We start from the raw sequence: 24,507 nt of genomic DNA, 5'->3' as shown, positions 1-24,507 counted from the left end.
TACCCCTGAAGGTAATTAAGTAGTTGACCCAAATCAATATCTTTCCAGGTATTCCCTCATAAAGAATCGTAATCCTTGTTTCTCTTAATGAAATACCGAACCCTCAAAACGACCAGAAAACCAGCGGTCGTACTCCCCCCTCTGGAGCAGAGTCGAGACCTTGCTCTAAGATGGGACGTTTTTCCCGATTACCACCCCCAAGGAGCAGCATGAATCAGCCCAAGCGAATCGACGGACGGCGCATCGCCGACGATCAGGTGAACCAGGTGGCCCACAGGGTCCGTGCCCTGACCGACGCCGGCAAACGGTCCCCCGGACTGGCGGTGGTGATGGTGGGCGACAACCCCGCCAGTGACGTCTATGTGCGCAATAAGATTCGACGCTGCGAACAGGCGGGGATCCTCAGCGTGGAGCACCGTCTGGGCGAGCAGACCACCGAGGCAGACCTGTTGGGTTTGCTGGACTCACTGAATCAGGACGAGCAGATCGATGGCATCCTGGTGCAGCTTCCTCTGCCCAAGCATCTGGATGAGGGGCGTATCCTCAAGCAGATTTCTCCGGCAAAGGACGTGGACGGTTTCCACCCGGTCAACGTGGGCCTGCTGGGCATCGGCGACAAACGTGCCCTGGTGCCCTGCACCCCGGCCGGTTGCGTCATCCTCGCCAAAGAGGAGCTTGGGGATCTCACCGGCAAGCATGTGGTGGTGGTGGGTCGCTCCAACATCGTCGGCAAGCCAGCGGCTCAGCTGTTCCTGGCCGAAAATTGCAGCGTCACCATCGTTCACTCCCGCAGCAGCAACGGCGCTGAACTGGCCCGTCAGGCAGACATTCTGGTGGTGGCCGTGGGTCGTCCGCAGATGGTGGATGCCAGCTGGGTGAAGCCTGGCGCTGTGGTGATCGATGTGGGCATCAACCGCATCAGTACCGACGAGGGCACTCGCCTGGTGGGCGATGTCGACTTTGATCAGGTGGCGCCCATCGCTGGTGCCATCACCCCGGTACCGGGCGGCGTCGGTCCCATGACCATTGCCGGTCTGCTGAACAACACCCTGACCGCCTACCAAGCCCGCGAGCAGGACTGAGTTGGCTCGGCCACAAATGTGAGACACAAGGGTCAACAGGCCCTATTGTGTGGGTTAGACTGGTGCAACTGAGTGAAACACAGGATTCGATAGATGGTATTACCTGGATTTGAAGGGCATGAGACCACAGAGTTTGCTCTGATCCGGCTGAGGGTGAGCTTCAAACTGGAGCCTCAGCATGTGTCCGGCCTGGAGCGCCTGTTTGAACAGTATATGGACTCGGCAATCTCCGACTCCAACGTGATGTCCAGCCAGTACATCGATGGTGAGATGCAACTGGAGATGAGCTTCTTCGGCGCGGATCAGACCACGGTAAAGATGGAACTGGCCAGACTGCACAAGGTGGTGCAGAGCCTGTTGAGTCCCACGCCGGTGTTCACCGTCACCGTCGACAAGGAGTAGTCATGACCCAGGACAGGGAGATGTCCGGCATCGTCAATCAGGGCTTCAAAGGGCACGCCCTCGTCGTAGAGGGCGGTGCCATGCGCGGCATCTTTGCGGCCGGGGTGCTGGACAGGTTTATCGAAAGAGAGCATTTTGCGTTTGATGGCTGCTTCGGTGTCTCAGCGGGCTCTACCGCACTGGCCTCATACTTGTCCGGCCAACGAGGTCGAACCCGCAAAGTGATAGAGGACTATTCCTGTAGGCCTGAGTTCATCAACCCCTGGCGATTTGCCCGCGGCGGTCACCTACTGGATCTCGACTGGCTCTGGCCCATCACGTTGACCGAACTGCCATTTGACTTCGATGCCTTCGAAGCCCGTGGCATTCCTCTCTACATCGGCCTGACCCGGGCCAGCGACGCTGCACCGTTGCAACTCAAAGCCGACCGCCACAACCTGGCGATGGCCATGAAAGCCTCATGCTCTCTGCCTCTGGCCTATCGAGACTTCGTCTCTTTGGAAGGGGAAGCCTACACCGACGGCGGCGTGTCCGACTCCATTCCGGTTGAGGCCGCCTGGCAGGCGGGCTTTAACGAGATCACCGTGGTGCTCTCCCAGGGAGCCGGGTACCTGAAGTCAGCGCCGCGCTTCCCCGCGTTGATGCGCTGGGCCTTTCGCCGTCATCCGGAATTGGGTGAGGCGATGCTGCAGCGACATCATCATTACAATCGCACCCTTAATTTCTTATCTTCGCCACCAGAGGGCTGCACCATCCGGCTGATTCAGCCGCCACCGGAGTTTCCCGTAGGCCGTCTTACCAAGGACTCGGCCCTGTTGGGCCAGGGCTATGAGATGGGCGCCGCAGCCGCCGATGCTTACCTGGAAGGGCTCGTCTCGTGAACCTCTCCTGGGCTGCGGTAGAGCAGGGGATGGCCGATGCCTTAAATGGGCCGGTATCCCTGTCTGCGCCGCAACCGGTCTCCGGGGGGGACATCAACCAGGCCTACTCCGTCAGCGATGGCCAGCTTCGATGGTTTATCAAGGTCAATCGACTCAGCCACGGTGCCCTGTTCGAGGAGGAAGCCGAGGGGTTGATGGCGCTGGGCGACATCGCGCCTCAGCCTCTGTGCTGGGGGGACGCCGATGGATGGCAGTATCTGGTGTTGCCCTGGATGGAACTGGGCCGCCGGGGAGCCGAACGTGCCCTGGGGCAAGCTCTGGCCAGGCTGCATCAACACGTACCCAAAGACAGCCGCTACGGTTGGCACAGTGACAACCACATCGGCACCACGCTGCAGCTCAATGGCTGGCACGACAGCTGGCAGAGCTTCTGGTGGCAACGTCGATTGGAGCCACAGCTTGACTGGGCCATCGAAGCGGGCGCTTCGAGCCTTTGTCGCTGGCTACAACCCCTGAAAAACGCCAGCGACACCTTGCTGGCGGACCACAAACCACGACCGTCGTTGCTCCACGGCGACTTGTGGCGGGGCAATGCTGGCTTTGATGGGGACCGTCCGGTCATCTTCGATCCTGCCTGCTATCACGGAGACAGGGAAACCGATCTCGCCATGACCCGCCTCTTCGGCGGTTTCTCGCCCTCTTTCTATCAAGGTTATTACAGCATCCTGCCGCAGGCGGAGGGTTGGCAGCGCCGCCAAGCCCTGTACAACCTCTACCACCAACTCAATCACCTCAACCTGTTTGGCGAGGGTTATCTGGATATGGTGGTATCGGGCTGCAAAGAGGTGGTGAAGCAGGCAGAACAGATTTAAGAGTTTGAGCTGATTCAAGACAGTAAAGTCAAAGGTTGATTTGGCCCAAACAACAACAGGTGCATGATGTAAGCTATTAATCAATCTCACATTGCTTTGGAGAAGAAATTGAAAAAGGTGTTATCTGCAGTTCTTGGTCTGGTCATTGCGAACGCCTCTTTTGCTTCGTGCGATATCGAGTACGCAAAGCAGGCGATGAAAGAGCATGATGCCATGTATAAAGCATATCGATTTCATCTTGTCGGAGTGTCTCAATATACAGACAAGTTGTTTTACGAAAGAACACCGGTTAATAAAATATATGATTCCCCTGAGGGTTTTTCTAAGGCAATTGTCGTTAACGGTTTTGTTGTAGAACTCATGGCCTCATCGTCAATACATAGCATGGAAGGGTGTTTTCAAGAAATTGAAATGTACACCGCGCGCATGAAAGAATATAAGAGGGATTCGGCTATTCTGTCAAAAATTTTGAGCCACACCTATGAGCAGTGTGCCGACAGCGGTGACAGCCAGTTTAAAAAAGAATTAAAAAAACATTATGACAGGCGAGAGTCTTATCAAGATTTCCATGATCACATGGTTAATGAAAGGATTGCTAATCTTAAGAAACTGTGCAGTGATGAGTATGCATTTACAAGTAAGGCCATCGAGTTGTCAAAAGTTTGCAGTAAGAGAAAGTCCAACGATGCCATGGACAGAATAGATCGTATAGAGCAACAATATATAGGCTATCTGACTGAGGTTGAGACGTATTATAAGACGAATTATATCGACGCCAACCCTTACCATAGATATTTTGATTCGACAGGGAAAATGGTTGACTATCTCAACAAATATGGAAAAGCGGCCAAGCAGGGCGTCGAGAAGGTGATGATGGAAGCACAGGCGTGTTATCAGGGCGCCGACGATAAAATCATGGAGATGAATGAGTCATCCAAGATTTTAACTAAAGTCGCTTACCAGGACATCAGTGAAAACTACAATTATTGTTCTGAGACAGACCCGGAGTTTGCCAAGAAGCTCAAGGGTTATCTTGATAAGAAACAGGCTTTTTTCGAATTTGAAAAAACGCTGGAAAAAGAGAGGTTGGAAAAGATTGGGCTACTTTGCAAAAAAGAGGTCAACTTTATCAGCGAAAGCTTGAAAATGCACAGCGGTAAATAAGGCAATGATGCTGACATTGAAAACGGTGACGAGAATGATGCTTCTTGCTTATCAGGTGAGTATCTCAATGCTGTGTCAAAGAAGCGTTGGGGAATGACGATGATAGACGTGTGGCACATCTTTGCTGCGACATGGGCGAACATCAGGCCTGGATAACCTTTAACCTGGGCTATTCTGAGATTGCCGAGGCTGATTCGCGCCATCATGTCTTGAAGGTCAGGTTGCCGTTCCACAACCCAACTGAGCATGGGCTTCCGCCCAATGAGGAGTATCCGCAGTTGCAGGATGTGGATGAGGCATTGGATGAAGAGATCTCGTCCGCGGGCGGTGTCTATGTGGGCAGGCTTACCGTCGACGGCCATCGCTACTTCTATTTTTACGTTGGTTTTCCCGAGAGTCAGGCATCCGACATCGTTAGGAGGGTGGCGACTCTTACCCGTTACCGTCTTCAGTATGTGTATGAGTTGGATGAGGAAAAGACAAACTACTGGAATGAGCTTTACCCCACAGTTGATGATTGGCAGGTCATCAAGGATTTGGATGTCCTGGATAGGTTGGCAGAGCATGGTGATGTAAAGGAACGAAAGAGAGAAGTGATGCACTGGGCCTACTTGCCCAATGAGGTCGTGGGAAGGGAGTTTGCCGACTGGGCCAAAAGTGAACATTACGTAGTGCATTTCAGTGGCAAAGAGGAGGACGGCTCAGAGTGGTTAACTCAATACAGCCATGTAGGGACGATGACTCTGGCCGATATCACCAGCCATACGATTAAATCTAATCGAAAAGCCAGGGAACTGGGGGGACGCTATGATGGTTGGGAAACCAGTATCGAGAAGCAGTAATACAGGGCCTTTTCGGTAGCTTTGTAGAGTGCTACTTTAGATCGCTAAGCGCTGACAATCTCTCAAGGATAGGAGGGAAATTATGAAGGACTATTTGGAGTTAAGGGATTTTCCCATCAAGAAACTTCTTAAGCTTCAATCCACTGTGATTGAAGAACTGAAGCGACGTAAAGTAGTCCGAACAAAGAACAACCCCGTCGGGGATTATGCGGAATGGCTAGTCGCAAAAAATTTGGGTCTCGAGTTGGCCAAAAATTCATCTGCGGGGCATGATGGTGTCGATTCAGATGGCACCAAGATTCAAATTAAAGGTCGTAGAATAACTTCAGATAACCACTCTAGGCAACTTGGTGCCATTAGAAGGTATGCTGACAAGGATTTTGATCAACTCATTGCTGTTATTTTTGATGAAGATTATGAGGTGATCGATGCAGTCCAGATACCCCATGAGGTCGTTGGGGAGTATGCTAGTTACCGTGCGCATGTTAATGCTCATATTTTGCATTTAAGAGGCCCTTTGCTTACAGATTCTAGGGTCAAGTGCATCAAACATCTTCTTAAAAGCTAAAAAGTAAAACTATAAGATTAAAGATGGCGATTCGATGACCTAATGGTGAATAGTTAAGATCTTAAAACAAAAACAGGAGCCCAAGTGGCTCCTGTTTTGCTTTGGCTGACTCGCAGTGTTGGAGCGCCTAGATGGGCGCTCCTGCTCTTACTTCAGCAGCAGAGGGCGTTGTTCCACCAGTTGCAGGAGTTGCTCCGTCCCATTCTCGACTGCTCGGGAAGCTGGCTGATGAAATTTTGACGTTGCCAGTCGCTGTCTCAGGAGGCTAAGGGCAAGCAGGCGTTGTTTGTTGTGAACCTGCCGAAAAGAAAAGTGGCCGATGAAGTATCTCGGGGCATGTATTTCGGCATTGGCTATGAAGACAAATTAAATCCATGTTTAGCCTGTCCGGAAACAGAAATACCCAATGGCTCAAGAGTAGGGTAATTCACCGGGTTTGAGGCTGAACTCATCATTACTCCGCCGCAGTGAAGGTCGTCAGTTGTAGTCCTCAACCAATGATGCACTCATTCGGTAGCCCATGGTTAAATCCCGGGTTCCATCGACGATATAGACGCTTTCAGTCGCAAGCTGAGATGTCAGTGTTCCCTCTACCCAGACCGGGTACTTGGCATTTCTTAGCTTGTAGCCGCCGGGGAACGACACCAGCACGATCTGGTTTGCCGGAGGTGGTGGCATATGAATACAGGCTCCAGCGTAAGGCACCAGCAGAAACTCTGTGACGACCATGGCTTCCGAGGAATACTCCAGGGGGATTAAGTAGCCAGGAATGCGTACTTGTTGGCCGTCATATTGGCGAGTCAGGGTAGAGGCTGCCAGTTGTTGTTGCTCTATGTATTTGTTCCTGAGTGCCAAAAGATGGTCAGCATCTAACCCCTCAGACGCTAAATCCATTTCTAGGGAGGCGGCGGTGGCTTGATCCAAAGGCACATTGGAACTTCTGAGTGTCAGCAGCCGTTGCAGTTGCCGCTTCTGTTCTTCGGTTAATGTGGGTAAGGAAACCGATTCGATTTGGGCCTGAGGGCGAAGCTGTTGCCAATCCAGGTCGATAACAGAGGCCTGTGCGTTTGCCGTGAACATGATGGCCAGCAATGGCAGGTAGGGTTTTGTCATCCGGCTGCTCCTCGGAGTATTGCTCGACGCTGTCAACGGCACCTTTAACACGCACCGCCCTAAAAAAAGGGCGGTGCATCAGGATGTTCAGGGGTTTAAGGTGTTCTTGTAGATCACACCGTCTTTCATGATCAGCCTGATGGTTTCAGGACTGGCGGGGCGGGGTTCGGCATCGAACCATTTGGTTCCTGTGCCCACAACGGAAAAGTCCTCCAGGGGGTTTCCGTCTAACAACAGGATGTCTGCGTATGCCCCAACCTCGATGACCCCAAGCTTTCCCTCAGGGTAGGGGTTGGTAAAGTCGCCAGAAAGCTGAGAGATCTCACCGCCAATTGACGTCAAAGTCACCATGGATTGGAAGGCGCCAAAAAACTCGTGATTCAGGTGTTTTTCATAAGCAATCTGGATGTTGCACGCATCGACTGAACCGACGCAGTCGGTCTGGAAGCCGCGTTTAACCGGACATTTCTTCATGTTCGGGATGTAGTTGCGGAAAGTTTCGGTGGCAGACTTCGCTTTCGCCAGGCTGGAGGGAACATTTTTTACCGCCGGAATATCCAGAAGGCCAGGGTCGAAGGCGGTCAGGTTGGTGGTGATATACGCGCCTTTTTTGTTCATGACTTTGGCAATGTCACAGTCAAAGGCGAAACCATGCTCAATCGACATCACTCCGGATTCCAGAGCACTGAGAATGGCCTCTTTACGGTAAGAGTGCGCCATTACATAACTGCCGTAGCTGTTGGCCACCTCGACCGCGGCCGCGATCTCTTCCGGGGAACCAGCCAATAACTGCCATGGGTCGAATGCGGACACAACCCCGCCAGACTGCATGTATTTCAGCTGAGTCGCGCCCATACGGAAGTTGTTTCGACCGTATTTTTTAACTTCTGCCACGCTGTCCACTTCTTGAGAAAGGTTGAGGCGGCCAAAGTTGGTTTCGGCACCAACCGGGGCAGAAAAATTGGCAAAATCTGCATGGCCTCCCCGGGTACTCAGAAAAGCACCAGAGGGATAAAAACGCGGACCAATGATGTCACCGCCATCTATGGCCCTGCGCAGGCCGCCGTTCGCCCCGCCGGCATCCCGGACTGTGGTGAAACCCTGCATAAGATACATTTCGGCCATGCGTGAACCGTGAATGGCAAAGTCTTCCCAGGTTTTATCGGCTTCCATCGCCGGAAGATTTGGGCCCATCAACATCAGGTGGGCGTGATTTTCTATGAATCCTGGCGTCAGGGTTTTGCCTTTCCCATCAATCACCAGGGCATCGTCCCTAACGCTAATCGCACTGGAGGAGATGGATTTAATCAGGTTGCCTTCCACGAGCACATAATGGTCTTTGTACAGCTTGTTTTCTGTGCCGTTAAAGATGTCGACATTGTTAAAGACAATCTGAGGTTTGAGAGGGCCTTCATCAGCTAATACGAAGGAGGAGGCGGCGGTGAACGCCGAAAACAATGCGATGATTTTATTCATTGCTTATTAAGACCTGTGTGGGGAAATGGCCGATAGAAAGCGGGTTGGAACCCGGTTCAGCTCGTACGCACCGATTTAGCTTAGAACAGCTTGGGACATTTTCCAGCCGCCTGGGTTAAGGCCCGGAACAGGCTCCAGGGTGGAAGGCCGGCATGGAGGAGGGAGGCCGAATCGCGTTTCAGGTTAAGGGGCCGGTTGCGGATGAACTGGGCGTTTGTGGCTAGGTGGCCTTGTCTGTTTTACGCCGCCTGAGGGTTACGTTGAGAGAGGGAGACCCCCCTTTCTGGAAAAAGGTGTTTGCAGTGACCATCTACAAAAACAGGAGCCCAAGTGGCTCCTGTTTTGCTTTGGTTGACTCGCCCTGTTGGAGCGCCTAGATGGGCGCTCCTACTCTTACTTCAGCAGCAGAGGGCGCTGTTCCACCAGTTGCAGGAACTGCTCCATCTCAATCTTGTACAGCTCAGACAGCTGGCTGATGAACTCCTGGTGCTGCCAGTCGCTCTCGCGCTGTTCGGCGACGGCGCTCATCAGGGTCGAGGTGCTCTCTTGGTGCAGCTCGACCGGACGCTCGCCCAACAATACGCCGGTTTCGGCGTCGAACACCTGCAGCATCAGCGGCAGGCGGCCTTCAGTCAGCTCGGGCTCGACAAACTTGTCGCCCAGGCTCTTGGCTTCGAAGGGGCAGTCCATCACCAGACCATTACCAAAATCGAAGGAGAGCAGCAGGGCAGGGGAGCGGTAGATCACTCCGGCCTTCACCTCGTGGTTGCCCTGACCCAAAACCTGCTCCACCTCTGGGTGGCTGGGGGCTGGGATGGCAATCAGGATGCGGTTGGACTCGCCGGTAAACAGGTCGACGGAGGCGCCTTCTGGCGGGATCTTGGTAGATTCGGTCATGAACACTCTCTTTAGCGTGATAGCTGTGTGCGGCAAGTGTACCAGAGCCGGGGGCACATGCCAGAGCTTGCATCCACTTGCGACGAAAGAGATGCCTAAAAATCAATCGCTTCAAGATTTGCGCCCCGGATTGTCCGTTGAGCTGGCCGATTTTGGACTAGGCTAGAGTGCAACGGAGGAGGCCGAAATATGATGCGTAAGACATTAAAAACTGGCCTGGTTCTCTTGGTGTTGGCGGGGTTGACCGGTTGCACTGAAGACAATCAGCAGAGAGTGGAGCTGGCCCTGACCGAGGCGGGTCAGGCGATGGAGATGCTGGGTCACAGCGCCTCCGAGCTGGGCCAGGTGGCCTGGCTGGAGAGTCAGCGTTTGTGGGAGTCAGGTGAGACCTTGGCGCGGGAGAAGCAGCTGGCGTTTAATGAGTGGCGTCAGCCAGCCCAGCCCATGAACCGCTATGGCGGCATGGAGCTGACTGAAGCCCAGAAGGTTACTGAGGTGCCAGAAGAAGATCCGTCTCAGGAACACAGCAACAAGGAAGAATCTCATCACCCCTGACCAAAGCCATCGGGGTGGAGAGGTAGCGAACCCGGCCTTCAAGAAGCCGGGTCTTGCAGGCGCCGCAGTAGCCACTGCGGCACTCACTGTAGTGACCCTCAAGGGTGGTGAGCAGGGGCGTGTTGTCGCCCTGATGGCTGACCGGCGCCCGCTCGCCCACCTGAACCTTGAAGGTTTTGCTATCCGCCAACCCTAGAGTTCAAACCCGGACAGGTCGTCCTGGTCCACTTCGTTCTTGATCTGGTTGGTCAGGTAGGAGGACACCTCGACCTCCTGAGGGGCCACCTGTACCGCGTCGCTCTCCAGCCACTTGCTCATCCAGGGCAGGGGATTGGAGCGTTTGGGGAACAGCTCGGGCAGGCCCAGGGCGTTCATCCGCTGGTTGGTGATGAACTCCACGTAATCCTCGATGATCTTCTTGTTCAGGCCCAGCATGGAGCCATCTTTGAACAGGTAGGCGGCCCACTCCTTCTCCTGCTCGGCGGCGCGGCGGAAGATCTCCACAGATTCCTGGAAACACTCCACGGCGATCTCCGCCATCTCGTTGTCATCCTGGTTGGTGGCCATCAGGTTCAGCATGTGCTGAGTGCCCACCAGGTGCAGCTGCTCGTCGCGGGCGATAAAGCGGATGATCTTGGCGTTGCCCTCCATCACCTCACGCTCGGCAAAGGCGAAGGAGCAGGCGAAGGAGACGTAGAAACGGATCGCTTCCAATACGTTGATGGACACCAGGCACAGGTACAGCTTGCGCTTGAGTTCGCGGCGGCTGATGGTGAAGGTCTCATCGCCCACGCTGTGCTCACCTTCGCCAAACTGTTGGTAGCGCTGGGTGTAGTCGATGAGCTCATCGTAGTAACCGGAGATGTCGCCGGCACGCTTCTGGATCTCGCTGTTGGTGACGATGTCGTCGAACACCACCGAGGGATCATTGACGATGTTGCGAATGATGTGGGTGTAGGAGCGAGAGTGAATGGTCTCATAGAAGGACCAGGTCTCAATCCAGGTCTCCAGCTCCGGCAGGGACACCAGGGGCAGCAGCGCCACGTTGGGACTGCGGCCCTGGATGGAGTCCAGCAGGGTCTGGTACTTCAGGTTCGACAGGAAGATGTGCTTTTCGTGATCCGGCAGCTCGGCAAAGTCGATGCGGTCCTGGGTCACGTCCACCTCTTCCGGGCGCCAGAAGAAGGAGAGCTGCTTCTCAATCAGCTCTTCGAAGATGGGGTGCTTCTGCTGGTCGTAACGGGCAACGTTTACCGGATTACCCAGGAACATGGGCTCCTTGAGAGCGTTGTTGGCTTCCCGGGAAAAGGTGCTGTATCTGTGGCTCATGGTCATATCCTTGGCTGAGAGAGCGGCCCCGCAGGCGGAGCCGGCCGCTTAAATCTTACAGGCGCCGCCGGCGCAATCATCGGCTCCGTCGGTCTTAGTGCTGGAGTCCGACTGGCCATCCCGGGTGTTCTGGTAGTACAGGGTCTTGAGGCCGTACTTGTAGGCCAGCATCAAGTCCTTGAGCAGCACGTTCATGGGCATCTTGTTCTCATTGAAGCGGCCCGGATCATAGTTGGTGTTGGCGGAGATCGCCTGGTCGACGAACTTCTGCATGATCCCCACCAGTTGCAGGTAACCGGTGTTGTCCGGAATGTCCCACAGCAGCTCGTACTGGTTCTTCAAGGTCTCGATGCCAGGCACCACCTGCTTCATGATGCCGTCTTTGGAGCCCTTGACGCTCACCAGGCCACGAGGCGGCTCGATGCCGTTGGTGGCGTTGGAGATCTGCGAGCTGGTCTCCGAAGGCATCAGCGCGGACAGGGTAGAGTTGCGCAGGCCGAACTCTTTGATGTCGGCGCGCAGGGCTTCCCAGTCCAGGTGCAGCGGCTCTTCGCAAAACTCATCCACCGCCTTCTTGTAGGTGTCGATGGGCAGCAGGCCCTGGGCGTAGGTGGTCTCGTCAAAGCCCGGGCAGGCCCCTTGCTCCTTGGCCAGGTTGTTGGAGGCCTTGAGCAGGTAGTACTGAATCGCTTCGAACGCCTTGTGGGTCAGTCCGTTGCCGCTGCCGTCGGAGTAGCGGGCGCCGTTCTTCGCCAGGTAGTAGGCAAAGTTGATCACCCCAATGCCCAGGGTGCGGCGCTTCATGGAGCCCAGCTCGGCGGCCGGTACCGGGTAGTCCTGATAGTCCAGCAGGTTGTCCAGGGCGCGGACTGCCAGATCCGCCAGCTCTTCCAGCTCGCTCAGGTCGTCGATGGCGCCCAGGTTGAAGGCGGACAGGGTGCACAGGGCAATCTCGCCGTTGGGGTCGTCCAGGCTGTTCAGCGGCTTGGTGGGCAGGGCGATCTCCAGGCACAGGTTGGACTGCTTCACCGGGGCCACCTTGGGGTCGAAGGGGCTGTGGGTGTTGCAGTGATCCACGTGCTGGATGTAGATGCGGCCGGTGGAGGCGCGCTCCTGCATCAGCAGGCCAAACAGGCTGACCGCCTTCACCGTCTTGCGGCGAATGCTGCTGTCCGCTTCGTACTGGGTGTACAGGCGCTCAAACTCCTCCTGATCGGCGAAGAAGGCATCGTACAGGCCGGGTACGTCGGACGGGGAGAACAGGCTGATGTCGCCGCCGTCAATCAGGCGCTGGTACAGGGTGCGGTTAATTTGCACGCCGTAGTCCAGGTGACGGATACGGTTGGCGTCGGTGCCGCGGTTGTTCTTCAGTACCAGCAGCTCTTCCGCTTCTAGGTGCCACAGGGGGTAGAACAGGGTGGCGGCACCGCCGCGCACGCCGCCCTGGGAGCAGGACTTCACCGCAGTCTGGAAGTGTTTGAAGAAGGGCAGGCAACCGGTGTGGAAGGCTTCGCCGCCACGGATGGGGCTGCCCAGGGCACGGATCCCGCCGCCGTTGATGCCGATGCCGGCCCGCTGGCTCACGTAGTTGACGATGGCCGCAGAGGTGGCGTTGATGGAATCCAGGCTGTCACCGCACTCAATCAGCACGCAGGAGCTGAACTGGCGGGTAGGGGTGCGCACGCCGGACATGATGGGCGTGGGCAGGGAGATCTTGAATTTGGACGCGGCGTCGTAGAAGCGCTTCACGTAGTCCAGTCGTTCGCCTCTGGGGTAGTTGGCGAACAGACAGGCGGCCACCAGCATGTAGAGGAACTGGGCGCTTTCGAACACCTCACCGGTGACCCGGTTCTGCACTAGGTACTTGCCTTCCAGCTGTTTCACCGCCGCGTAGGAGAAGTCCATGTCGCGCCAGTGGTCGATGTGATCGTTGAGCTGGTTCAGCTCTTCCCGGCTGTAGTCGCTGAGGATGTGCTGGTCGTACTTACCCGCTTCCACCATCTTGGTGACGTGGTCGTACAGGTGAGGGGGCTCGAAGCGGCCATAGGCCTTCTTGCGCAGGTGGAAGACCGCCAGGCGGGCAGCCAGGTACTGGTAATCCGGGGTCTCCTCGCTGATGAGATCCGCGGCCGCCTTGATGATGGTCTCGTGGATCGCCTCGGTGGTCATGCCATCGAAGAAGTGGATGTGACTGGCCAGTTCCACCTGGGAGACCGACACATTGTTCAGATCCTGAGCGGCCCAATAGATCACCCTATGGATCTTATCCAGATCCAGGGGTTCCTGTTTACCACTTCGTTTCGTGATGAGGAGAGATTTATTCATGTCCAATTTTCGTCTTCACGTCGCCCACTGCGGCAAAGGCGAACGTCGAGACCTTATCCTTAGTTTGAGTACCTGAGAACTGCCGATCACCGTCTGAACGGCAATCACCCCTAATTGTGTGTGTTTTTATTATCGAGCACTACATGTAGTAGCGCCGATGGGTTGATCTACAAGATAAGGCGGTTTTCGGATCTGTGCAATAGCTCCGGATGTGATCAAATTGTGGGTAAACATGTGAATAATTAAGGAGGGGAAAAGATGTGCTTCTGCTAAGCCTTACCACCATTGGGCTGAGGAAAATGCAAGTGTTTTTTTCACAAAAACGAGGGGGCAAAAAATTTTTTTTGCCCCGGTTCGTATGACTATTTTTGAGTCAGATCGCGGATAAGATCAAAGAGATCGTCCGGACGATCGCAGCGGTGGTGTGCGGGCCAGGTGTGGGCCTGGTCCTCGTCACTGATGTAGCCCCACAAGGCGGCCACACTGATCATCCCGGCGCGGTTGGCGGCCACCACGTCCCGTTCGGCATCGCCGACATAGAGGATGGTTTCCGGCGCCAGAGACAGGGTTTCGGCCCCCAGGTGCAGCGGGGCAGGGTCGGGCTTGGCCACCGGCAGGGTATCGCCCCCCACCAACACCGCACTGCCAGAGAGTTCCGGCTGTTGCTCCAGCAGCTGACGCGCCAGTCCTTCCGGCTTGTTGGTGATGATCCCCCAGGGCAACAGATTCTCTTCCAGATAGCCGAGCATGGAGGGGATGCCGTCATAGGGACGGGTGTGGTGGCTGATGCGTTCTGCGTAGGCGGCCAGCAGGGTGTCTCGCATCGGGGTGATGTCGGTGCGATGAAAGCTGTCCCCCAGGCCCGCCTTGAGCAGCCCCTTGGAGCCGTGGCTGGAATAGAGGTAGGCCTGCTCCTCGGTGATGCCGGGGTAGCCGAACCTGGCCAGCGCCACGTTGGCGGCATGGCCGAGATCCAGGGCCGTGTCCAGCAGGGTGCCGTCGAGATCGAACAGCACCCCCTTGATGGCGGCGTTACTCATTAGGCTTAACCGCGTGAATCATGTAGTTGATGTCCATGCGGCTTGAGAGGCGGAAGGTCTCGGTCAGCGGGTTGTAGAGGACGCCGTCGGCGTGCTGCACCCGCAGTCCGGCGCGCTCACACCACTGAATCAGCTGGGAGGGGCGCAGGAACTTGCTGTAGTCGTGGGTGCCCTTGGGCAGCACTTTGACGATCTGCTCGGCGCCCACAATGGTGGTCATGTAGGCCAAAGGGGTCTTGTTGATGGTGGACAGGTACAGATGACCACCTGGCTTGACCATCTGGGCACAGGCGCGCACCACGGATTCCGGGTCGGGCACATGCTCAAGCATCTCCATGCAGGTCACCACATCGTAGTGGGCCCCCTTGTGTTCGGCGTGGGCCTCGGCGGTGCACAGCTGGTAGTCGATATCCAACTCACTCTCCAGGGCATGCAGCCTGGCCACCTCGATGGGCTCCTCGCCCATGTCCAGGCCGGTGGCTCGGGCGCCGGCTTTGGCCATGGCCTCGGTCAGCAGGCCGCCGCCGCAGCCCACATCCAGCACCTGTTTGCCAAACAGGCCATCGGCGTGACGCTCAATGTAGGCGGCGCGAAGGGGATTGAGCTGATGAAGAGGCTTGGAGTGCCCCATGGGATCCCACCAGGTGGAAGCCAGCTTCTCAAATTTGCCCACTTCTACGGGATCGACGTTTGACTGCTGCATTCTGTGTCCTTTCTCTAGATACTGCGTGCCTCCCTGACAGAAGGCTCCGATGACGCCAGTATACGATGGCGTCGGATGGGGAGAAAGACAGGCTTGGGAGGAAAACACCTCAAACAGACACAAAATGGTACATTTTACCCACGGCTCAGCACGTTTTTTGGTCAGTTGTAAGCCGTTGTTTCCTTAGGCAAGAAACGCGGCTTTCCAACGCCAATGTCTGTGCTACAATGCCGAATTACCGTTTTTGCCGGCCTGGCCGGCTCGGCGGGGAAATTGGGATTCTCTGCCGCATTTAGGGGACATTATCTGTCTATGACTGATCTGGCTAACGAAATTACGCCGATTAATATCGAAGAGGAGTTGAAAAGCTCCTATCTCGACTATGCCATGAGCGTGATTGTCGGGCGTGCATTGCCCGACGTCCGGGACGGCCTTAAGCCTGTTCACCGTCGCACCCTGTTCGCGATGAACGGCCTGGGTAACGACTGGAACAAACCCTACAAGAAATCCGCCCGTGTGGTGGGTGACGTTATCGGTAAATACCACCCCCACGGTGACAGTGCGGTCTACGACACCATTGTGCGTATGGCTCAGCCTTTCTCCCTGCGTTACTGCCTGGTCGACGGCCAGGGTAACTTCGGCTCCGTCGACGGCGACTCCGCGGCGGCAATGCGATACACCGAAGTGCGCATGGCCAAGATCTCCCACGAGCTGCTGGCAGACTTGGACAAGGAAACCGTGGACTACGTGCCCAACTACGATGGCACGGAACAGATTCCAGAGGTGTTGCCCACCAAGGTACCAAACCTGCTGGTCAACGGCTCCAGTGGTATTGCGGTAGGCATGGCCACCAACATTCCGCCTCATAACCTCACCGAGGTGATCGACGGCTGCCTGGCCTTTATCGACAACGGCGACATCAGCATCGATGAGCTGATTGAGATCATTCCAGGTCCCGACTTCCCCACCGGCGGCATCATCAATGGCCGCAAGGGGATCATCGATGCCTACAAGACCGGTCGCGGCAAGATCTACGTGCGCGCCCGTTCCGAGGTGGAAACCAGCAGCACCGGCAAAGAGTCCATCATTGTTCACGAGCTGCCTTATCAGGTGAACAAGGCCCGTTTGATCGAGAAGATCGCCGAGCTGGTGAAGGACAAGAAGCTGGAGGGGATCTCTGGCCTGCGCGATGAGTCCGATAAGGACGGCATGCGCGTGGTGATTGAACTCAAGCGTGGTGAAGTGCCGGAAGTGGTGCTGAACAACCTCTACTCTCAGACTCAGATGCAGACGGTGTTCGGCATCAACATGGTGGCACTGGGCAACAACCAGCCCAAGCTGTTCAACCTGAAAGAGACCCTGGATGCCTTCGTGACCCACCGTCGCGAAGTGGTGACCCGTCGTACCGTGTACGAACTGCGCAAGGCGCGCGAGCGGGCTCACATCCTGGAAGGTCTGGCCATCTCCCTGGCCAACATCGATCCTGTGATTGAGCTGATTCGACACTCTCCGACCCCGGCAGAAGCCCGTGAAGCGCTGCTGTCCCGCGGTTGGGAGCTGGGTAATGTGGCCGCCATGCTGGAGAAGGCCGGTGATGACGCCGCCCGCCCAGACTGGCTGACCCCAGAGTTCGGCATCCGTGACGGCCTCTACTACCTGACCCAGACTCAGGCCCAGGCCATTCTGGATCTGCGTCTGCAGAAGCTGACCGGTCTGGAACACGAGAAGATCCTCGACGAGTACCGTGAATTGCTGGATGTGATCGCCGAGCTGATGCACATCCTGGCCAGCCCAGAGCGCCTGATGGAAGTGATCCGTGAGGAGCTGGAAGCGATTCGCGCCGAGTACGGTGATGAGCGTAAGACCGAGATCAGCTCCGCCTCCGCGGACATCTCTCTGGAAGACCTGATCACCGAAGAAGACGTGGTGGTGACCCTGTCCCACGCCGGCTACTGTAAGTATCAGCCTCTGAGCGATTACGAAGCCCAGCGTCGTGGCGGTAAGGGTAAGGCGGCGGCCAAGATGAAGGATGAAGACTTCATCGAGCGCCTGCTGGTGGCCAACACCCACGACACCATCCTGTGCTTCTCCAACGCCGGTAAGGTGTACTGGCTCAAGGTGTACCAGCTGCCTCTGGCCAGCCGCACCGCCCGTGGTAAGCCGATTGTGAACCTGCTGCCGCTGGATGACGGCGAAGTGATTCAGGCGATTCTGCCGGTTCGTGAGTACGACCCAAGTAAATACATCGTGTTTGCCACCGCCAAGGGCACCGTGAAGAAGACCGCTCTGGACGCCTACAGCCGTCCGCTGTCTTCCGGTATCCGCGCCATCAACCTCAACGAGGGTGATGAGCTGATTGCCGTGGACATCACCGATGGCAGCAACGAAGTGATGCTGTTCTCCGACGCCGGTAAAGTGGTGCGCTTCGACGAATCCAACGTGCGCTCCATGGGCCGTACCGCCACAGGTGTGCGCGGCATCGCCCTGGATGACGTGGACCGCGTGGTCTCCATGATCGTGCCTCGCGACGATGGTGCCATCCTCACCGTGACCCAGAACGGTTACGGTAAGCGTACCGCCGAGTCCGAGTACCCGACCAAGAGCCGGGCCACCAAGGGGGTTATCTCCATCAAGGTGAGCGAGCGTAACGGCTCCGTGGTGGGTGCGGTACAGGTTCAGGATAACGACGAGATCATGCTGATCACCGACGGCGGCACCCTGGTGCGTACCCGGGTTCACGAAGTCTCCGAAGTGGGCCGTAACACCCAGGGTGTCACCATCATTCGCACCATGGAGGGCGAACAGGTGGTGGGTCTGCAGCGCATCGATGAGATCGAGGAGCCTGAGTTGCCGGAAGGCGAGCTGGTTGACGGCGAGCAGGCGGAAGCGCCAGAGGGCGATGCCCCGGCCACCGATGCACCCGCAGCCGACGAGGCCGGCGACGAGTAATCACTGCTTATCGCGCAATAACCGAAAACGGACGCCCAGGCGTCCGTTTTTTTATTCCTTAGCCGGGGAAACTGGTGTTAAATGGGGTGTTTTGTCTAAACATAGGATCCGAGGAATGAGCGTATATAACTTTTGCGCCGGTCCGGCGATGTTGCCGGCCGAAGTGATGGCCAAAGCCCAGAAAGAGCTGGTGGACTTTAATGGCCTGGGCGTATCGGTGATGGAGCTCAGCCACAGATCCAAGGAGTACCTGGCGGTGGCCGAGGCAGCAGAAGCCAACCTGCGTGAGCTGATGAACATCGGCGACGACTATGCGGTGCTCTTTACCCACGGCGGTGCCCGGGCTCACTTCTCCGCCATTCCCCAGAATCTGGTGGGGGCAGAGGATCAGGTGGATTACCTGATCTCCGGTCAATGGTCTGCCGGTGCCGCCAAAGAGGCGGCCAAGTACGCCAGGGTCAACAGCATCGATCTGCGCAGCGGTAATGGCCTGGAGATGGCCAAAGTCAGCGAAGCGGGGCAGGGGAGTTACCTGCATTACTGCCCCAACGAGACCGTCGACGGCGTGGCCATCTTCGAAGAGCCGGAGACCGACAAGCCGCTGATTGCCGACTACTCCTCCTGCATCCTCGGCCGGGAAATCGACATCAACCGCTATGGGCTGATCTACGCCGGCGCCCAGAAGAACATCGGCCCCGCCGGTCTGGCGCTGGTGATCGTTCGCCGGGATCTCATCGGTCAGGCTCAGGCCACCACCCCCTCCATCCTGGATTACGCCCTGCTGGACAAGAACGACTCCATGTACAACACCCCGCCCACCTACGCCTGGTATCTGGCCGGTGAGGTGTTCAAGTGGCTCAAGGCCCAGGGCGGTGTCGGCGCCATGGCCCAGCTGAACCGGCAGAAGGCAGCGCTGCTGTACGATTTTATTGACAGCAGTGACTTCTACCAAAACCGGGTGGACCCAAGCCATCGCAGTGAGATGAATGTACCTTTCCAGTTGGTCAATCCGGATCTGGATGCTCAATTCCTGGCCCAGTCTCAGCAGGCTGGCCTGATGGCGTTGAAGGGGCACCGCAGTGTCGGCGGTATGCGGGCCAGCATCTACAACGCCATGCCACTGGAGGGGGTTCAGGCCCTGGTGACCTTTATGAAAGCCTTCGAGCTGAACAACAAATAAGAAAGAAGATAAGGAAGCACAAGTGTCAAATGAACTGACCAAGCTGGCCAACCCTGGCGTAGAGGGGCTGATGCCCTACCAGCCGGGCAAGCCGACGGAGGAGCTGGAGCGAGAGCTTGGGATCACCGACATCGTCAAGCTGGCCTCCAACGAAAACCCCCTGGGCTTGAGCCCACTGGCCAAGGCCGCCATCGAGCGTGCCATGCCGGAACTGGCGCGCTACCCGGACGCCAACGGCTACTACCTGAAGCAGAAGCTGTCCGAGCGATTGGGCTGCGCCAGCAATCAGATCACCCTGGGCAATGGCTCCAATGAGGTGCTGGAGATCCTGTTCCGCACCTTCGTCGGCGCCGAGGATGAGGTGATCTTCGATGCCCACGCCTTTATCGTCTACCAGTTGCTGACCCAGTCCTGCGGTGCCACCGCGGTGAAGACTGCCGCCAAGAACTGGGGCCACGACCTGGAGGCGATGCTGGCCGCCATCACCGAGCGCACCAAGCTTATCTGCATCGCCAACCCCAATAACCCCACCGGGACTTTCCTCTCAAGCGCCGAGCTTGAGGCCTTTATGAACAAGGTGCCGGCCGAGGTGCTGGTGGTGCTGGATGAAGCCTACTTTGAGTATCTCGAGGCCGACCAACGCGCCCCCAGCATTGAGTGGCTGGCCACATACCCCAACCTCTGTGTCAGTCGCACCTTCTCCAAGGCCTACGGCCTGGCGGGGCTGCGGGTAGGGTATCTGGTGGCGTCCGAGGCGATGACGGATCTGCTCAACCGGGTGCGAGAGCCCTTTAACAATAACTCTCTGGCCCTGGCGGCCGCCGAGGCGGTGCTGGAGGATGAGCAGTACCTTCAGCAGGGGATCGATCTCAACAAGTGCGAGATGGCGCGCCTCGAAGCCTATTTCACCGAGCGCAACATCCCCTTTATCCCCAGTGTGGCCAACTTCATTACCATCGAAGTGGGCCAGGCGGGCGCCATCTATGAGGCGCTGCTGAAAAAAGGGGTGATAGTGCGTCCCATTGCGGGTTATGGTATGCCTTCTCACCTGCGCGTGAGCATCGGTCTGGAGTGGGAAAACTCCCGATTTATGCAGGCGCTGGATGAGGTGATGGCCGAATAACCTCGATTCAGTTAAAGCAGTTTCAAGGGGCCAACAGGCCCCTTTTCATTTCTATGCGGGAGTAGTCCATGGAGCAGTTACACCTTTCTCCAATTTCCCGGGTTGACGGGGTTATCACCCTGCCCGGTTCCAAGAGCATCTCCAATCGTGCTCTGTTGCTGGCCACCCTGGCCAAAGGCACCACCAGACTGACCAATCTGCTGGACTCGGACGACATCCGCCATATGCTGAATGCCCTGGACAGCCTGGGCGTGGGTTACCGCTATAACAAGGAGGCGGCCACCATCGAAGTGGACGGCCTGGGCGATCGCCTGGCCCGGGGCCAGCAAGCGGAGCTCTATCTGGGCAACGCCGGCACCGCCATGCGTCCCCTGGCGGCGGCCCTGGCCATCGGCAGCGGCAAGTTTGTGTTGACCGGTGAGCCCAGAATGAAGGAGCGGCCCATTGGCCATCTGGTGGAAGCCCTGGCGCCACTGGGCGCCGACATCCAGTACCTGGAAAACCCCGGTTACCCGCCTCTGGCCATCAATGCCGCCGAGCTTGGCGGTGGTGAGGTGGAGATCGACGGTTCCATCTCCTCGCAGTTTCTCACTGCGCTGCTGATGGTGGCGCCTCTGCTCAAAGAATCGTTGACCATCCGCGTCAAAGGGGAACTGGTGTCCAAGCCTTATATCGACATCACCCTGGGGATGATGGCCCGCTTCGGCGTCGAGGTGAACAACCACGACTACCAGAGCTTTGAGATTGCCGCCGGCCAGCAGTACCTCAGCCCCGGCGATTACCTGGTGGAGGGGGATGCCAGCTCCGCTTCCTACTTCCTGGCGGCGGCGGCCATCGGTGGTGGCAGCGTCGAGGTGCGCGGCGTCGGCACCGACAGCCTGCAGGGGGATAAGCACTTCGCCGATGTCCTGGAGGCGATGGGGGCCCAGGTGGAGTGGGGCAGGGACTTCATCCGCTGCAGCAAGGGCGCTCTCAATGGGGTGGACATGGACATGAACGCCATCCCGGATGCGGCCATGACCATCGCCACCACCGCCCTGTTTGCCAAGGGGCCCACCGTCATCCGCAACATCTACAACTGGCGGGTGAAGGAGACCGATCGTCTGTCTGCCATGGCCACCGAACTGCGTAAAGTGGGTGCCGTGGTCGAAGAGGGTGAGGATTACATCCGGGTCGAGCCGGTGGACAAGCTTAACCATGCGGAGATAGAAACCTACAACGATCACCGCATCGCCATGTGTTTCGCCATGCTGGCCGTGGGCGGCCAGGAGGTGACCATCCTGGATCCCGGCTGCACCGCCAAGACCTTCCCCGACTTCTTCGACCGCCTGGCCGCCATCAGCCAATAGCAGCTGCTAAACTAGGTGGTTCGCGGCTTCTCTGGGTCAAAATGACCCAGAGGAGTCAGCAATTTACACCTAAGGGCTTACTTTAACTCGGGAATCTGTATAATGGGCCCGCTTTCCCGCCGCCGACGCGGCCGGAACCGTCCGGGTTATGGTCCCCTGACGGAGAAGAAAAAGAATTTTTGGAGACAAGCATGCCTCAACAGGCCCCTGTGATTACCATTGACGGACCCGGTGGGGTAGGGAAAGGCACTGTGTGCCATCTGCTGGCCGAGAAACTGGGCTGGCACCTGCTGGACTCAGGCGCCATCTACCGCGTTCTGGCACTGGCGGCACTGCACCACAACATCGAGCTGGACAACGAAGAGGGCCTGGCCCTGACCGCCGCCCACCTGGATGTCTCCTTCAGCCCCGACGAAGAGGGCGGCATCAAAGTGGTGCTGGAAGGGGAAGTGGTGAGCCGGGAGATTCGCACCCAGGAGTGCGCCAACGCGGCGTCAAAAGTGGCGGCTTTTCCTCGGGTTCGCGAAGCTCTGCTGCGTCGCCAGAGAGGATTCCGGGTGGATCCTGGCCTGATTGCCGACGGCCGTGACATGGGAACAGTGGTGTTCCCTGACGCAGAGGCTAAAATCTTTATGACTGCCAGTGCACAAGAGCGCGCGCGCCGACGTTACTTGCAGTTGAAGGAGAAGGGCTTAGATGCTAGTATTGACCGCCTTTTGGCGGAGATACAGGAGCGCGACGAGCGCGATGCCAACCGTAAGGTGGCTCCTATGAAGCCCGCTGAAGACGCATTACTGATTGATACTACGGAGCTGTCCATCGACCAGGTGGTTGATAAGGTACTTCGCTTCGTGGTGGAAAAACTGGGCCGGTAACGGTCCGCAAACTGCCCGTTTCAAGGAGTGAAGTGGGTTTTTGGCAACTACCCCATGTCCAGGATGGCACATGGATGACCACTATATATTTGTTGATTAAACATGACTGAATCTTTTGCTCAACTGTTTGAAGAATCCCTCAAGGATCTGGAAACCCGCCCCGGTGCCATCGTTAAAGGTACCGTTGTTGCTATCGAGAACGGCATCGTTCTGGTTGACGCCGGCCTGAAGTCCGAGTCTGCCATCCCTGCCGAGCAGTTCAAGAACGCTAAGGGCGAGCTGGAGATCAACGTAGGCGATTCCGTAGACGTTGCTCTGGACGCTGTTGAAGACGGCTTCGGTGAGACCCAACTGTCTCGCGAAAAAGCCAAGCGTCACGAAGCATGGCTGCGTCTGGAAAAAGCCTACGAAGATGAAGAGACCGTTATCGGTATCATCAACGGCAAGGTTAAAGGCGGTTTCACCGTCGAGCTGGAAGGCATCCGTGCGTTCCTGCCTGGTTCTCTGGTAGACGTACGCCCTGTACGTGACACCACTCACCTGGAAGGCAAAGAGCTGGAATTCAAGGTGATCAAGCTGGACCAGAAGCGCAACAACGTTGTTGTTTCCCGTCGTGCGGTTATCGAGTCTGAGAACAGCGTTGAGCGTGAGCAGCTGCTGGAGAACCTGCAAGAAGGTCAAGAAGTTAAGGGTATCGTTAAGAACCTGACCGACTACGGTGCCTTCGTAGACCTGGGCGGCGTTGACGGCCTGCTGCACATCACTGACATGGCTTGGAAGCGCGTTAAGCATCCTTCCGAGATCGTGAACGTTGGCGACGAGATCAACGTTAAGGTACTGAAGTTCGACCGTGAGCGTACTCGCGTATCTCTGGGTCTGAAGCAGCTGGGTGAAGATCCATGGGTAGCCATCGCTGGCCGTTACCCAGAAGGTACCAAGCTGACCGGTCGCGTGACCAACCTGACTGACTACGGCTGCTTCGTTGAGATCGAAGAAGGCGTTGAAGGTCTGGTACACGTATCCGAAATGGATTGGACCAACAAGAACATCCACCCATCCAAGGTTGTTAGCCTGGGCGACAGCGTTGAAGTTATGGTTCTGGACATCGACGAAGAGCGTCGTCGTATCTCCCTGGGTCTGAAGCAGTGTAAAGCTAACCCATGGGATGAGTTCGCATCCAACTTCAACAAGGGCGACAAGGTTTCCGGTAAGATCAAGTCCATCACAGACTTCGGTATCTTCATCGGCCTGGAAGGCGGCATCGACGGTCTGGTTCACCTGTCCGACATCTCTTGGAACGTTGCTGGCGAAGAAGCCGTTCGCGACTACAAGAAGGGCGAAGAGATCTCCGCTGTTGTTCTGTCTGTAGACCCTGAGCGTGAGCGCATCAGCCTGGGTGTTAAGCAGATTGAAGAAGATCCCTTTAACAAGTACCTGTCTGACAACAAAAAAGGTGCTATTGTTAAGGGTACCATCACTGCAGTTGACGCCAAGGGCGCCACTGTAGAGCTGGGCGAGAGCGTTGAAGGTTACATCCGTGTAGCTGACATCTCTCGTGATCGCATTGAAGATGCTTCCACCGTGCTGTCCGCCGGTGAAGAAGTAGAAGCCAAGTTCATGGGCGTTGATCGTAAGAACCGCACCATCAGCCTGTCCATCCGTGCTAAGGATGAGGCCGATGAGAAGGAAGCTATCGATACCCTGAACCAGCGTGAAGAAGCTACCTTCTCCAGCGCTATGGCTGAAGCCTTCAAAGCTGCTAAACAATAATCGCCTGTTGAT

At 56.7% G+C, this 24,507-nt stretch carries 22 protein-coding genes; 14 read left to right on the top strand and 8 right to left on the bottom strand.

Features of this window, described 5'->3' with window-relative positions:
• The first annotated feature begins 209 nt into the window (after positions 1-209).
• The 7 genes from folD (at position 210) to QUE41_RS11050 (ending at position 5,811) form a co-directional block, all read left to right on the top strand.
• Complete coding sequence (gene folD, locus QUE41_RS11080) at positions 210-1,082, top strand: bifunctional methylenetetrahydrofolate dehydrogenase/methenyltetrahydrofolate cyclohydrolase FolD (RefSeq protein ID WP_286339109.1); 873 nt, start codon at positions 210-212, stop codon at positions 1,080-1,082.
• A gap of 93 nt (positions 1,083-1,175) precedes the next feature.
• Complete coding sequence (locus tag QUE41_RS11075; protein WP_286339108.1) at positions 1,176-1,484, top strand: hypothetical protein; 309 nt, start codon at positions 1,176-1,178, stop codon at positions 1,482-1,484.
• Positions 1,485-1,486: 2 nt separating this feature from the next.
• A complete protein-coding gene (locus QUE41_RS11070) occupies positions 1,487-2,365 on the top strand; it encodes a patatin-like phospholipase family protein (RefSeq protein WP_286339107.1) in 879 nt (292 codons plus the stop codon).
• The gene (locus QUE41_RS11065; protein WP_286339106.1) at positions 2,362-3,237 is read left to right on the top strand and encodes a fructosamine kinase family protein; all 876 of its coding nucleotides are present in this window, start codon (positions 2,362-2,364) and stop codon (positions 3,235-3,237) included. Before QUE41_RS11070 ends, QUE41_RS11065 begins: the two co-directional genes overlap by 4 nt.
• A gap of 108 nt (positions 3,238-3,345) precedes the next feature.
• Complete coding sequence (locus QUE41_RS11060) at positions 3,346-4,401, top strand: hypothetical protein (protein WP_286339105.1); 1,056 nt, start codon at positions 3,346-3,348, stop codon at positions 4,399-4,401.
• Positions 4,402-4,511: 110 nt separating this feature from the next.
• The gene (locus QUE41_RS11055; RefSeq protein WP_286339104.1) at positions 4,512-5,243 is read left to right on the top strand and encodes a DUF695 domain-containing protein; all 732 of its coding nucleotides are present in this window, start codon (positions 4,512-4,514) and stop codon (positions 5,241-5,243) included.
• 82 nt (positions 5,244-5,325) lie between these two features.
• A complete protein-coding gene (locus QUE41_RS11050) occupies positions 5,326-5,811 on the top strand; it encodes a DUF6998 domain-containing protein (RefSeq protein ID WP_286339103.1) in 486 nt (161 codons plus the stop codon).
• Between the two features lie 477 nt (positions 5,812-6,288).
• On the opposite strand, the gene QUE41_RS11045 is transcribed toward QUE41_RS11050, so the two are convergent.
• The 3 genes from QUE41_RS11045 to QUE41_RS11035 all read right to left on the bottom strand — a co-directional run bounded on the left by QUE41_RS11045 (position 6,289) and on the right by QUE41_RS11035 (position 9,297).
• A complete protein-coding gene (locus tag QUE41_RS11045; RefSeq protein ID WP_286339102.1) occupies positions 6,289-6,924 on the bottom strand; it encodes a DUF3299 domain-containing protein in 636 nt (211 codons plus the stop codon).
• A gap of 87 nt (positions 6,925-7,011) precedes the next feature.
• Positions 7,012-8,400: a metal-dependent hydrolase family protein gene (locus QUE41_RS11040; protein WP_286339101.1), complete on the bottom strand. Its 1,389-nt coding sequence runs from the start codon at positions 8,398-8,400 to the stop codon at positions 7,012-7,014.
• A 393-nt stretch (positions 8,401-8,793) separates the two neighbouring features.
• Positions 8,794-9,297: a hypothetical protein gene (locus QUE41_RS11035; RefSeq protein WP_286339100.1), complete on the bottom strand. Its 504-nt coding sequence runs from the start codon at positions 9,295-9,297 to the stop codon at positions 8,794-8,796.
• 189 nt (positions 9,298-9,486) lie between these two features.
• Between QUE41_RS11035 and QUE41_RS11030 the strand changes: the two genes are divergently transcribed.
• Positions 9,487-9,852, top strand: a complete 366-nt coding sequence (locus tag QUE41_RS11030; protein WP_286339099.1) for a hypothetical protein — start codon at positions 9,487-9,489, stop codon at positions 9,850-9,852.
• Here QUE41_RS11030 and yfaE read toward each other — a convergent pair.
• The 5 genes from yfaE to ubiG all read right to left on the bottom strand — a co-directional run bounded on the left by yfaE (position 9,785) and on the right by ubiG (position 15,249).
• Positions 9,785-10,042, bottom strand: a complete 258-nt coding sequence (gene yfaE, locus QUE41_RS11025; protein ID WP_286339098.1) for a class I ribonucleotide reductase maintenance protein YfaE — start codon at positions 10,040-10,042, stop codon at positions 9,785-9,787. The genes QUE41_RS11030 and yfaE overlap by 68 nt on opposite strands.
• 2 nt (positions 10,043-10,044) lie before the next feature.
• On the bottom strand, positions 10,045-11,181 hold the full coding sequence (gene nrdB, locus QUE41_RS11020) for a class Ia ribonucleoside-diphosphate reductase subunit beta (RefSeq protein ID WP_286339097.1): 1,137 nt from the start codon (positions 11,179-11,181) through the stop codon (positions 10,045-10,047).
• Positions 11,182-11,229: 48 nt separating this feature from the next.
• Entirely contained in the window at positions 11,230-13,506 is a 2,277-nt protein-coding gene (gene nrdA / locus QUE41_RS11015) for a class 1a ribonucleoside-diphosphate reductase subunit alpha (protein WP_286339096.1), read from the bottom strand.
• A 362-nt stretch (positions 13,507-13,868) separates the two neighbouring features.
• Complete coding sequence (locus QUE41_RS11010; protein WP_286339095.1) at positions 13,869-14,546, bottom strand: HAD family hydrolase; 678 nt, start codon at positions 14,544-14,546, stop codon at positions 13,869-13,871.
• Entirely contained in the window at positions 14,539-15,249 is a 711-nt protein-coding gene (gene ubiG, locus QUE41_RS11005) for a bifunctional 2-polyprenyl-6-hydroxyphenol methylase/3-demethylubiquinol 3-O-methyltransferase UbiG (protein WP_286339094.1), read from the bottom strand. The genes QUE41_RS11010 and ubiG overlap by 8 nt, the downstream gene beginning before the upstream one ends.
• A gap of 312 nt (positions 15,250-15,561) precedes the next feature.
• Between ubiG and gyrA the strand changes: the two genes are divergently transcribed.
• From gyrA to rpsA, 6 genes are all read left to right on the top strand, one after another.
• Complete coding sequence (gyrA, locus tag QUE41_RS11000) at positions 15,562-18,198, top strand: DNA gyrase subunit A (protein ID WP_286339093.1); 2,637 nt, start codon at positions 15,562-15,564, stop codon at positions 18,196-18,198.
• 115 nt (positions 18,199-18,313) lie between these two features.
• Positions 18,314-19,378, top strand: coding sequence for a 3-phosphoserine/phosphohydroxythreonine transaminase (gene serC / locus QUE41_RS10995; protein ID WP_286339092.1), 1,065 nt, complete (start codon positions 18,314-18,316; stop codon positions 19,376-19,378).
• 22 nt (positions 19,379-19,400) lie between these two features.
• Positions 19,401-20,501, top strand: coding sequence for a histidinol-phosphate transaminase (gene hisC / locus QUE41_RS10990; RefSeq protein WP_286339091.1), 1,101 nt, complete (start codon positions 19,401-19,403; stop codon positions 20,499-20,501).
• Between the two features lie 68 nt (positions 20,502-20,569).
• Positions 20,570-21,850 (top strand): 3-phosphoshikimate 1-carboxyvinyltransferase, encoded by a 1,281-nt coding sequence (aroA, locus tag QUE41_RS10985; RefSeq protein ID WP_286339090.1) that lies wholly within the window; start codon positions 20,570-20,572, stop codon positions 21,848-21,850.
• A gap of 191 nt (positions 21,851-22,041) precedes the next feature.
• Positions 22,042-22,725: a (d)CMP kinase gene (gene cmk, locus QUE41_RS10980; protein WP_286339089.1), complete on the top strand. Its 684-nt coding sequence runs from the start codon at positions 22,042-22,044 to the stop codon at positions 22,723-22,725.
• 102 nt (positions 22,726-22,827) lie between these two features.
• Entirely contained in the window at positions 22,828-24,495 is a 1,668-nt protein-coding gene (rpsA, locus tag QUE41_RS10975; RefSeq protein ID WP_028108419.1) for a 30S ribosomal protein S1, read from the top strand.
• The last annotated feature ends 12 nt before the right edge of the window (positions 24,496-24,507 follow it).

It is taken from the genome of Ferrimonas sp. YFM (genome assembly GCF_030296015.1).
In the GTDB taxonomy this organism is placed as follows: domain Bacteria; phylum Pseudomonadota; class Gammaproteobacteria; order Enterobacterales; family Shewanellaceae; genus Ferrimonas.
This window is presented reverse-complemented; position numbering and strand designations above follow the sequence as displayed.